Origin of the sequence: Klebsiella sp. WP4-W18-ESBL-05, from assembly GCF_014169075.1 — a bacterium.
GTDB classification, from domain to species: domain Bacteria; phylum Pseudomonadota; class Gammaproteobacteria; order Enterobacterales; family Enterobacteriaceae; genus Kluyvera; species Kluyvera ascorbata_B.
Genome location: NZ_AP022057.1, coordinates 2,440,819 through 2,452,902, shown reverse-complemented (window position 1 = coordinate 2,452,902; position 12,084 = coordinate 2,440,819). Strand labels below are relative to the sequence as shown.

Sequence of the window (12,084 nt, the reverse complement as noted above, 5' to 3'; positions counted from 1 at the left end):
TAGATCCATATCATGAGGAATACAATGGACGTCAGTCGCAGAAAGTTTTTTAAAATCTGCGCGGGCGGTATGGCCGGGACGACGGCAGCGGCATTAGGGTTTGCTCCTAAAATGGCGCTGGCACAGGCGCGTAATTTCAAATTACTGCGCGCCAAAGAAGTTCGTAATACCTGCACATACTGCTCCGTGGGTTGTGGGCTGTTAATGTACAGCCTGGGCGATGGGGCCAAAAATGCCCGAGAGTCGATTTATCACATCGAAGGTGACCCGGATCATCCGGTTAGCCGCGGCGCGCTATGCCCGAAAGGCGCCGGGCTGCTCGACTACGTACACAGTGAAAACCGCCTGCGTTATCCGGAATACCGCGCGCCGGGTTCGGATAAATGGCAGCGTATTTCGTGGAATGAAGCCTTCGATCGTATCGCAAAGCTGATGAAGACCGACCGCGACGCCAACTTCATTGAGAAGAATGAACAGGGCGTAACGGTAAACCGCTGGCTTTCTACCGGGATGCTGTGTGCATCTGCGGCAAGTAATGAAACCGGCATGCTGACGCAAAAATTTGTGCGCTCCCTCGGCATGCTGGCGGTAGACAACCAGGCGCGCGTCTGACACGGACCAACGGTAGCAAGTCTTGCTCCAACATTTGGTCGCGGTGCGATGACCAACCACTGGGTTGATATCAAAAACGCTAACGTCGTGATGGTGATGGGCGGTAACGCCGCAGAAGCCCACCCGGTCGGTTTCCGCTGGGCGATGGAAGCGAAGAACAACAACGATGCGACGCTGATCGTCGTCGACCCGCGCTTTACGCGTACGGCGTCGGTGGCTGATATCTACGCGCCGATCCGTTCCGGCACCGACATTACCTTCCTGTCGGGCGTACTGCTGTACCTGATCGAAAACAATAAGATCAACGCCGAATACGTGAAGCACTATACCAATGCCAGCCTGCTGGTACGGGACGATTTCACGTTCGAAGACGGTTTGTTCAGCGGCTACGACGCCGAAAAACGCCAGTACGATAAATCGTCCTGGAACTATCAGTTCGACGAAAACGGCTATGCCAAACGTGATGAAACGCTCAGCCACCCGCGCTGCGTGTGGAACCTGCTCAAACAGCACGTTTCCCGCTATACGCCGGATGTGGTGGAAAACATCTGCGGTACGCCAAAAGCCGACTTCCTGAAAGTGTGTGATGTGCTGGCCTCTACCAGCGCGGCCGATCGTACGACCACCTTCCTGTATGCGCTGGGCTGGACTCAGCATACCGTGGGTGCGCAGAACATCCGTACTATGGCGATGATTCAGCTGCTGTTAGGCAACATGGGGATGGCCGGCGGCGGCGTCAATGCGCTACGCGGTCACTCAAATATTCAGGGGTTAACCGACTTAGGCCTGCTGTCGACCAGCCTGCCAGGCTATCTGACGCTGCCGTCGGATAAACACACCTCGTTGCAAACCTATCTGGAGGCGAATACGCCGAAGGCGACGCTGCCGGACCAGGTCAACTACTGGGGCAATTATCCGAAGTTTTACGTCAGCCTGATGAAAGCGTTTTACGGCGATGCGGCGACGAAAGAGAACGACTGGGGCTTTAACTGGCTGCCGAAATGGGACCAGGCCTATGACGTTATCAAGTACTTCAACATGATGGATAACGGCAAAGTCACCGGCTACATCTGCCAGGGCTTTAACCCGGTGGCCTCGTTCCCGGATAAAAACAAAGTCGTGCGCAGCTTAAGCAAGCTGAAGTACATGGTGGTTATCGATCCGCTGGTGACTGAGACGTCGACGTTCTGGCAAAACCACGGTGAGTCTAACGATGTCGATCCGTCGACGATTCAGACTGAAGTGTTCCGCCTGCCGTCCACCTGCTTTGCGGAAGAGGACGGCTCTATCGCCAACTCTGGACGCTGGCTGCAGTGGCACTGGAAAGGTCAGGAAGCACCGGGTGAAGCACGTAATGACGGCGAAATTCTGGCCGGTATTTACCATCGTCTGCGCGAGATGTATCGCAACGAAGGCGGTAAAGGCGTTGAGCCGCTGCTGAAGATGGGCTGGAACTATAAACAGCCGGATCGTCCGGAGTCTGAAGAAGTCGCTAAAGAGAACAACGGCTATGCGCTGGCTGACCTGTATGACGCCAACGGCGTACTGGTGGCGAAGAAAGGCCAACTGCTCAATAGCTTTGCGCTGCTGCGCGATGACGGTACCACGGCATCGTCTTGTTGGATCTATAGCGGGAGCTGGACCGAACAGGGTAACCAGATGGCCAACCGCGATAACGCTGACCCGTCAGGGCTGGGCAATACGCTGGGTTGGGCATGGGCCTGGCCGCTGAACCGTCGCGTGCTGTATAACCGCGCCTCGGCGGACGTTAACGGGAAACCGTGGGATCCCAAACGGATGCTGATTCAGTGGAACGGAACGAAATGGACGGGTAACGATATCCCGGACTTTAATACCGCGCCGCCGGGAAGCAAGACCAATCCGTTCATCATGCAACCGGAAGGGCTGGGTCGCCTGTTCGCCATCGATAAGCTGGCGGAAGGACCGTTCCCGGAACACTACGAGCCGATGGAAACGCCGCTGGGGACCAACCCGCTGCACCCGAACGTGATTTCCAGTCCGGTCGTGCGTCTGTACGAAGAGGATGCGGTTCGCCTCGGGAAGAAAGACAAGTTCCCGTACGTCGGCACGACCTATCGTCTGACCGAACATTTCCATACCTGGACCAAGCATGCGCGCCTCAATGCCATCGCGCAGCCGGAACAGTTTGTGGAAATCAGTGAAGGGCTGGCGAAAGCCAAGGGAATTGCCAATGGCGATCGCGTGACCGTCAGCAGCCAGCGTGGTTTTATTCGCGCCGTGGCGGTGGTGACGCGTCGTCTGCAAACGCTCAACGTTAACGGTCAGCAGGTGGAAACCGTCGGTATTCCGCTGCACTGGGGCTATGAAGGCGTGGCGCGGAAAGGCTATATCGCCAACACCCTGACGCCAAACGTAGGCGATTCCAACTCGCAGACGCCGGAATACAAGGCGTTCCTGGTTAACATCGAGAAAGCGTAAGGAGCGTTTAGATGGCAATGGAAACACAAGACATTATCAAACGCTCGGCAACCAATCCGATTACCCCCGCGCCACGTGCGCGGGATTATAAGGAAGAAGTGGCCAAGCTGATTGATGTCTCCTCCTGCGTGGGCTGTAAAGCCTGCCAGGTGGCCTGCTCAGAATGGAACGATATTCGTGACGAAGTGGGGCACTGTGTCGGCGTTTACGACAACCCGGCGGACCTGAGCGCCAAGTCCTGGACGGTAATGCGTTTTAGCGAAACCGAACAGAACGGCAAGCTCGAGTGGCTGATTCGTAAAGACGGCTGTATGCACTGTGAGGACCCGGGCTGCCTGAAGGCGTGTCCGTCTGCCGGTGCCATTATTCAGTACGCTAACGGTATCGTCGACTTCCAGCAGGATAATTGTATCGGCTGCGGCTACTGCATCGCCGGGTGTCCATTTAATATTCCGCGCCTCAATAAAGAGGATAACCGCGTGTATAAATGCACCCTCTGCGTAGACCGCGTCAGCGTTGGGCAAGAACCGGCCTGTGTCAAAACCTGCCCGACGGGTGCGATTCATTTCGGCACCAAGAAAGAGATGCTGGACGTGGCGCAGGAGCGGGTCGATAAGCTTAAAAAACGCGGCTATCCTCATGCCGGTATTTACAATCCGGACGGTGTGGGGGGGACGCACGTGATGTATGTGCTGCATCACGCGGATCAGCCTGAGCTGTATCATAAGCTGCCGAAGGATCCGGCGATTGATACCAGCATCAACCTCTGGAAGGGCGCGCTGAAGCCGCTGTCGGCCGCCGGCTTTATCGCGACGTTTGCCGGGCTGATTTATCACTACATCGGTATTGGCCCGAACAAAGAAGTTGACGATGACGAAGAGGAGGATGGCCATGAGTAAGTCGAAAATGATTGTGCGCACGAAGTTTATCGATCGCGCCTGTCACTGGACGGTGGTTATCTGTTTCTTCCTGGTGGCCGTTTCGGGAATTTCGTTCTTCTTCCCGACGCTGCAGTGGCTGACCGAAACATTCGGGACGCCGCAAATGGGGCGTATTCTGCACCCGTTTTTTGGCGTGCTGATTTTCGTGGTGCTGATGTTTATGTTCGCGCGTTTCGTACACCATAACATTCCGGATAAGCAGGATATTCCGTGGGTGCTGGGGATTGTAGAAGTACTGAAGGGCAACGAGCATAAAGTCGCGCGCGTCGGTAAATATAACGCCGGGCAAAAGATGATGTTCTGGACCATCATGAGCATGATTTTCGTGCTGCTGGTGACCGGGGTGATTATCTGGCGACCGTACTTTGCGCCTTATTTCCCGATTCAGGTTATCCGTTATGCGCTGTTGATTCATGCGACCTCGGCCATTATTCTGATCCACGCGATCCTTATCCATATGTATATGGCATTCTGGGTCAAAGGATCGATTAAAGGCATGATTGAAGGTAAAGTCAGCCGTCGCTGGGCGCAGAAGCACCATCCGCGCTGGTATCGTGACGTCGAGCGGGAAGAGGCGAAGAAAGAGAGTATGGAAGGGATGAAGTAGCTTCTCTTCGTCAGGTGAAGAGCGGTTTAGTGTTTCCTCAATAGGAAATATTAAGCCGCTTTTTTTATAGGCGGCATTCGGTATTGATGATTAATGCGTCAAACGCTGCGATGACATTCGTGCGAGAGGCAAGTTGCAAATGAAGTGCCGAGTATTCAGCTTATTTATCCCCTGAGCGGGTTAAAAGGCCATGCCTTTAAAAGAACGCTTCCAGAAAGCGTATGGCGTTACATTTATCGACTTTTTAGCGATCGTCGTACCATTCACGCTGTATTTATGGATAAATCCATCGTTATGCCTTTTTATCTGGTTTGCGTCTGTCCTATGCTTGATAATGCCATCCAGCAAACTCAACATAAACAAGTGATTAGAGGGATGAAAAAGACAATTTTCGCGCTGGCGCTTGGCACTTTTGGCCTGGGTATGGCTGAATTTGGCATTATGGGCGTGCTGCCCGAGCTGGCGCACGATGTCGGGATCTCGATCCCGGCAGCGGGGAATATGATCTCGTGGTATGCCTTTGGCGTGGTGATCGGTGCGCCGATTATTGCGCTGTTCTCAACGCGGTTTTCCCTGAAATCCATCATGCTGCTGCTGGCGGCGCTGTGTATTCTCGGTAACATCATTTTTACCGTCTCCTCTAGCTACGTTATGCTGGCGTTCGGGCGGCTGGTGTCGGGATTTCCGCACGGCGCGTTCTTTGGCGTCGGGGCGATTATTCTGTCGAAAATTGCCCCCCGGGGGCGGGTAACGGCCGCGGTGGCGGGCATGATTGCCGGGATGACGGTGGCGAACCTGGTGGGGGTGCCCGCGGGGACGTGGTTGGGGCATCAGTTTAGCTGGCGCTATACTTTTCTGGCCATTGCCTTGTTTGACGTTGCGGTACTGCTGGCGATAATGGCCTGGGTGCCGACCTTATTTGATAAATCGGATGCCCGCCTGCGCGAACAATTCCATTTCCTCAAAAGCCCTGCGCCGTGGCTTATTTTTGCCGCGACGATGTTCGGCAATGCCGGGGTCTTTGCGTGGTTTAGCTATATCAAGCCATTTATGATGAACGTTTCGGGTTTTACCGAAGGGGCGATGATGTTCATTATGATGCTGGTGGGGCTCGGGATGGTGCTGGGGAATATCCTCAGCGGTAAGCTGTCTGGTCGCTTCAGCCCGCTACGCATTGCGGCAACGACGGATTTTGTTATCGTGGTTGCGCTGCTGTTGATCTTCGCACTAGGTGGTTTCCCGGTCGCATCGCTGATACTGGCGTTTGTCTGCTGTGCGGGGCTGTTTGCGCTGTCTGCGCCGCTGCAAATTCTGCTGCTACAAAATGCGAAAGGCGGGGAGATGTTGGGGGCGGCAGGGGGACAGATTGCGTTTAATCTCGGCAGCGCGATTGGCGCGTTCTTCGGCGGGCTGATGATTACGCTTAATTTCGGCTGGAACAGCGTGGCGTTGCCGGCGGCGGCGCTATCGTTCCTGGCCATGTCTTCTTTACTGATTTACGCCCGCTATCAACAGCGTCAGGCGTTAGCGGCTGGTGGCTAAGCAATAAGCCTCTCCCCGGCGGGGAGAGGCACTAAGCATTAATGGCGTAAATCGATGACCATACGGCCGCGAATCTGGCCTTGCTCCATTTCTTTGAAAATAGCGTTGATGTCGTTTAACGGACGCAGCGCCACTTTCGGTACCACTTTACCTTCGGCGGCAAACTGGAAGGCTTCGGTCAGATCCTGACGTGTGCCGACCAGGGAACCTACCACTTCAATACCGTCCAGCACCGGCGCGGAATATCCAGGCTCATGGCTTCCGGCGGCAGGCCAACGGCGACTACGCGGCCACCGGCGCGAACGGCATCAACCGCGGAGTTAAACGCCGCTTTGGCGACTGCGGTAACCACGGCTGCGTGCGCACCGCCGGTTTTTTCCTGCACAATTTTCGCGGCGTCTTCGCTGCGTGAGTTGATGGTCAGGTCAGCGCCCATTTCTGCCGCCAGCTTCAGCTGTTCGTCGTTAACGTCCAGTGCGATCACTTTGGCATTAAAGACGTTTTTCGCGTACTGCAGCGCCAGGTTACCCAGGCCGCCCAGGCCGTAGATAGCAATCCACTGGCCCGGTTTGATGTGCGAAACTTTGACCGCTTTATAGGTGGTGACACCCGCGCAGGTGATGCTGCTGGCCTCGGCAGAGCCCAGGCCGTCCGGTACTTTTACCGAATAGTCTGCGGTGACGATGCACTCTTCAGCCATACCGCCATCGACGGTGTAGCCAGCGTTTTTCACCGAGCGACACAGCGTCTCATTACCGGAATTACAGTATTCACAATGGCCGCAGCCTTCAAAGAACCAGGCAACGCTGGCACGATCGCCCACTTTCAGCGAGGTCACGCCCGGGCCGATTTCTTTCACAATACCAATTCCTTCGTGGCCGAGGATCACCCCGGTCTTATCGCCGAAATCGCCGTTTTTTACGTGCAGATCGGTATGACAGACCCCACAGCATTCCATGGATAACAGCGCTTCACCGTGCTGCAGCGGACGCAGTTTCTTATCGGTGACGTTTACCTGATGGTCATGAGTGACGACAGCAGCCTTCATATCCTACTCCTGGTTAATTTGTAATCGACAATAATACTCATTAATGATTAGCCATCCATGGGCAAAACGCAAGGCGCGAACAGGGAAAAATCTGGTGGGTTTTCATATTGATACAGTCGGACATTGCTGCTTTATTCAGCGAGTGGTTACCCGGTAGACAGTGGTAAACACTTTTGTCTGGCTTATAAATGGCGTGCCCTGCACGGGATGAATGATGCCCGACGCCGAAACAAGCTGGCGTCGGGCATGGGGTTACGCTAATTGCGCGTGTATTTTTGCGATCTCCTCACGCCACTGTTCCTGATGCTGCGGCTTCTGATGTTTGGGTTTACGGGCAACATCGTCGGCCAACAGTTGCTCAAGGGTGATTAAGCGTTCCAGCAGCGCATCGTCACTGAGAGCTTCATAGGTAGCGGGAGGACGCGTTGGCAGAGGAGAACGGCGGCTCGCTGTGTCTCTTATCTGCGCGTACACCGCGTCGGCATCCAGCCATTCGCTCAGCCCGCGTTCGTCAATCAGCCAGAAGCGGTTGCAGCTTTGGCTAATCAGCTGGCGGTCGTGGCTGACCAGCAGCAGGCCGCCGGGATAGTCGCGAATGGTTTGCGCCAGCGCGTCTTTCCCTTCGATATCCAGATGGTTGGTCGGTTCATCGAGCAACAGCAGGCTGTAGCGGGCAAGCGACAGGCCAATAAACAGCAGGCGAGAACGCTCACCGCCGCTGAGTGTACTGACTTTTTGCCCGTGCCGCGCCCAGCCAAAACCCGCTGAAATTAACGCGCGCTTGCGGATTTCCGCTGACGGTTCGAACGATTCCAGCGCGTCGAGCAGCGTGGCATCATCGGCCAACTGCTGAAGCGTTTGATCGTAATAACCGGGATGCAGTCGGGGATGCAGCTTTAGCCCGGCGTCGGGCGTTTGCTGCTGCATTTGCCGCCACAGCAGGCGCAACAACGAGGATTTACCGCCGCCGTTACGCCCCATGATGGCGACCCGATCGCCGCTTTGCAGTCGGGTTGTCGACGTGGTAAACAGCGGCGGCAGCCCTGCGGCTGGCGCAACGGGGAGGCTATCCATTTCCAGCAGCCGATCCGCACGTACGGCATCGCCATGCAGCGCGAGCCGCCAGGGTGTACCGGTAGTCAGCTCGGTTTGTGACGATTTAAGCCGCGTGACCTGTTTCTCCATCTGTTTGGCTTTGCGCGAGAGATCTTCGTTGTCGTATACCCGACCCCAAATCGCCAGCCGTTTGGCACTGGCGGCAACCCGGTCGATCTCCTTTTGCTCGGCCTTGTGGCGCAGCGCATCGCTTTCATCCTGTTCTGCCAGCGCCTGGCGGGCGGCGGAACAGGGCAGAGAGAAGGCGTGCAGGGTGTTATCGCGCAGTATCCAACTGGTGTTGGTTACCGCATCCAGCAGCGGGTTATCGTGGGAAACCAGGATAAAACTCCCGCTCCAGCCGTTCAGGAACGTTTCCAGCCACAGCAGCGTGGGGAGATCGAGATGGTTACCCGGTTCATCCAGCAGCAGTAAATCCGGCTGGCGAATCAGTGCGCGCGCCAGCAAAAGACGCGTGTGCTGTCCGCCGCTTAGGGTTGCCGCAGGATGGTCAATTTCGGTGACGGTGAATCCCATCTCAACCAGCAAACGCTCCGCCTGCCAGCGCTCGCTTTCGCGCATGGCGACAGGTAATTGCGCCAGCACGGCCTGAATCAACGACTGCGAGAGCAGCGCGTCGGGAAGATGCTGTTCCACGCGCGCCATCAGGCAGCTGGCGGCGAGTGATACGCTACCGGAAGTGGGCGATACTGAGCCGTCAAGCACCTGTAATAAGGTACTTTTTCCGCAGCCGTTATAGCCAATCAGACCGATGCGGTCGCCTTTCTTCAGGGTGAAGGTGAGTGCGTCGAAAAGCGGGCCGAATGCCGTCTCAACGTGAAGAGATTGTGCAGTTAGTAAAGTGCTCATTTGCTTACTCAAGTGTTACAGGCATGAAAATGCCTCGTCAAACATCGCTGACGATAACCTGGTAAGCCCGAGGGAAGGGATTAAGAGTTGATGTCTTCGCTCAAGCAGAAGTTATCGCAGCACGATACCGATAACGCTTGAGCAGGTACGATCACCAAATGTATGTGAAACATTGAAAATTTCACAGTACAGCATAATTAACCTCCTTTTGATGTTGTTAGATTGAACGGTAAAAGCAGTCTAGCCGCAGCATGCGTTTTATGCCACTTAAAAAACATTAGTTACAACATACATATTATTACTTCTCAATAAATGACACATCAGCATCGTGCATATTGAACACGTCAAACAGCAAAAAGGGGAAATCCCGGCGTCACTATGCTCAGCCGGGATGAGAGAGGAGATTAAATTGAGGTGCGACGATAGCTGCGATACTCCGGCAGCCAGAAGTTCTCATCGATCGCTTCCTGCAGCGCATCGGCGGACGTGTTGGTCGCCACGCCCTGTTGCTGAGCCATTTTACCGACCGCAAATGCAATTGCGCGAGACACCTTATGAATGTCCTTCAGCTCTGGCAGCACCAGTCCTTCGCCCTGGGTGGCAAGCGGCGAGTGCTTGGCCAGCGTTTCGCTTGCCGACATCAGCATCTCGTCGGTAATGCGTGAGGCGCCAGAGGCGATCACGCCTAAACCTATGCCCGGGAAAATATAGGAGTTATTGCACTGCGCAATAGGGTATACGGTATCTTTCCAGGTTACCGGCGCAAACGGGCTACCGGTGGCAACCAGCGCCTGACCATCGGTCCAGCTGATGATATCCTGCGGCGTGGCTTCAACGCGTGAGGTTGGGTTAGACAGCGGCATCACGATCGGGCGCGGGCAGTGTTTGTGCATTTCACGGATAATTTCTTCCGTAAACAGCCCGGTCTGGCCAGACACGCCGATCAGAATATTCGGCTTCACGTTGCGCACGACGTCAAGCAACGAGATCTGTTCATTGTCGTGCTGCCAGTCCTGAATTTTTTCCTGTTTTTGTACCAGCTTACTCTGGAACGCCAGCAGGTTTGGCATCTGGTCCGTCAACAGACCAAAACGGTCAACCATAAAGACGCGGCTACGCGCCTGTTCTTCGCTCAACCCTTCGCGCTGCATCTGCGAAATAATCTGCTCTGCAATGCCGCAACCGGCGGAACCGGCACCGAGGAAGACAATTTTTTGTTCGTTAAGCTGGCTACCGGCGGCGCGGCTTGCAGCAATCAGCGTACCGACGGTGACTGCCGCAGTGCCCTGAATATCATCATTAAAGCAGCAGATCTCATCGCGATAGCGGTTGAGTAGCGGCATCGCATTTTTTTGCGCAAAATCTTCAAACTGCAGCAGCACGTTTGGCCAGCGTTGTTTAACGGCCTGAATAAAGTCGTCAACGAACTGATAGTATTCATCGTCGCTGATGCGCGGGTTACGGCAGCCCATATACAGCGGGTCATTCAGCAACTGCTGGTTGTTGGTCCCCACATCCAGCACGACAGGCAGGGTGTATGCCGGGCTGATACCGCCGCAGGCGGTGTACAGGGACAGTTTGCCGATTGGAATCCCCATGCCGCCAATCCCCTGGTCACCCAGGCCAAGGATGCGTTCACCGTCGGTCACCACGATCACTTTAATGTTGTGGTTGGGGACGTTTTGCAGAATATCGTCCATGTTGTGACGGTTCTGGTAGGAGATGAACACGCCGCGGGAGCGACGATAGATCTCAGAGAAACGTTCACAGGCCGCGCCTACGGTAGGGGTGTAGATGACGGGCATCATCTCGTCGAGATGATTTTCGACCAGACGATAAAAGAGCGTTTCGTTGGTGTCCTGAATGTTGCGCAGGTAGATATGCTTGTCGATTTCAGTTTTGAAACCCTGATATTGGATCCAGGCACGCTCGGCCTGCTCCTCAATACTTTCAACCACTTCAGGCAGTAGCCCTAACAGGTTAAAATTGCTGCGTTCTTCCATACTGAACGCGCTGCCTTTATTGAGCAGCGGAAATTCCAACAGAACCGGACCTGCATAGGGGATATACAGGGAACGATTTTTCTTACCTGGTAACATCTGACTTCACTCCGTAATTTTCACTCCACACCAGCGGCGGGCCAGATTATAGAGCAAGCTTTAACATGATGGTGACAAATTGAGGGAAAGGGCACAAAAAAGCGGGGGGATGGTGATAACTTCAGCAATCAGACTACGTATAGGCGCTCAAAGAATCCAAAATTCAATATATGTAAACCACTGTAACTATATTGTTTTATGATTGTTTCGCAGTGAAATCAAATGTATTTTCAATTCATAATTTCCACATTAAAACAAAGGAATAGTATGAAGAAGATAACTTATGCCCTTGGTTCACTGCTTCTTATATCTGGGTCCGCATTGGCTTCAACCGCGCCCGCATCTGATTGTGTGAAAGTCGACAAAGCACAGATTGAAGGATTATTTGACCGCTGGAATGACTCCCTGAAAACCGGGGATGCTAAAAAGGTGGCCGAAGGCTATCTTAGCGATGCCGTTTTATTACCTACCGTATCGAATCAGGTTCGCCTGACGGATGCCGAGCGAGTGGATTACTTTGAGCATTTCCTGGCAAAGAAACCCGTCGGCAAGATTGATACCCGTACTATTCGCCTGGGCTGCAATAAAGCCATTGATACGGGAACATATACCTTTACTTTTGCCGACAAAACGCAGGTTTCAGCCCGTTACACGTTTACCTACGCATGGGATGGTAGTGACTGGAAAATCTCCAGCCACCATTCATCAGCAATGCCGGAAGGCTAGGTTATTCACGGGCCTGCAGGGCCCGTTGTTTTTATGTGACACTGTCACAATATTCCATCATCAATGAGAACGCTAGCAAACTCT

At 54.3% G+C, this 12,084-nt stretch carries 7 protein-coding genes and 1 pseudogene; 5 read left to right on the top strand and 3 right to left on the bottom strand.

Annotation, left to right across the window (positions count from 1 at the left end; translation table 11 throughout):
• Window positions 1-24 precede the first annotated feature (24 nt).
• The 4 genes from fdnG to araJ all read left to right on the top strand — a co-directional run bounded on the left by fdnG (window position 25) and on the right by araJ (window position 6,162).
• Window positions 25-3,072 (top strand): formate dehydrogenase-N subunit alpha, encoded by a 3,048-nt coding sequence (fdnG, locus tag H7R58_RS11820; RefSeq protein ID WP_182928914.1) that lies wholly within the window; start codon window positions 25-27, stop codon window positions 3,070-3,072.
• Window positions 3,073-3,083: 11 nt separating this feature from the next.
• Window positions 3,084-3,971 (top strand): formate dehydrogenase subunit beta, encoded by an 888-nt coding sequence (fdxH, locus tag H7R58_RS11815; protein WP_182928915.1) that lies wholly within the window; start codon window positions 3,084-3,086, stop codon window positions 3,969-3,971.
• Window positions 3,964-4,620: a formate dehydrogenase-N subunit gamma gene (gene fdnI, locus H7R58_RS11810; RefSeq protein WP_106927007.1), complete on the top strand. Its 657-nt coding sequence runs from the start codon at window positions 3,964-3,966 to the stop codon at window positions 4,618-4,620. Before fdxH ends, fdnI begins: the two co-directional genes overlap by 8 nt.
• Window positions 4,621-4,995: 375 nt before the next feature.
• Window positions 4,996-6,162, top strand: coding sequence for an MFS transporter AraJ (araJ, locus tag H7R58_RS11805; protein ID WP_106927061.1), 1,167 nt, complete (start codon window positions 4,996-4,998; stop codon window positions 6,160-6,162).
• Between the two features lie 38 nt (window positions 6,163-6,200).
• On the opposite strand, the pseudogene adhP reads toward araJ, so the two are convergent.
• The 3 genes and pseudogenes from adhP to H7R58_RS11790 form a co-directional block, all read right to left on the bottom strand.
• Window positions 6,201-7,210: pseudogene (gene adhP, locus H7R58_RS11800) on the bottom strand (alcohol dehydrogenase AdhP).
• 252 nt (window positions 7,211-7,462) lie between these two features.
• Window positions 7,463-9,175, bottom strand: coding sequence for an ABC-F family ATP-binding cassette domain-containing protein (locus H7R58_RS11795; protein WP_182928916.1), 1,713 nt, complete (start codon window positions 9,173-9,175; stop codon window positions 7,463-7,465).
• 404 nt (window positions 9,176-9,579) lie between these two features.
• Window positions 9,580-11,274, bottom strand: a complete 1,695-nt coding sequence (locus H7R58_RS11790; protein WP_182928917.1) for an NAD-dependent malic enzyme — start codon at window positions 11,272-11,274, stop codon at window positions 9,580-9,582.
• Window positions 11,275-11,541: 267 nt separating this feature from the next.
• On the opposite strand from H7R58_RS11790, the gene H7R58_RS11785 reads away from it, so the two are divergent.
• The gene (locus H7R58_RS11785) at window positions 11,542-12,000 is read left to right on the top strand and encodes an SgcJ/EcaC family oxidoreductase (protein WP_106927015.1); all 459 of its coding nucleotides are present in this window, start codon (window positions 11,542-11,544) and stop codon (window positions 11,998-12,000) included.
• Window positions 12,001-12,084: the final 84 nt, after the last annotated feature.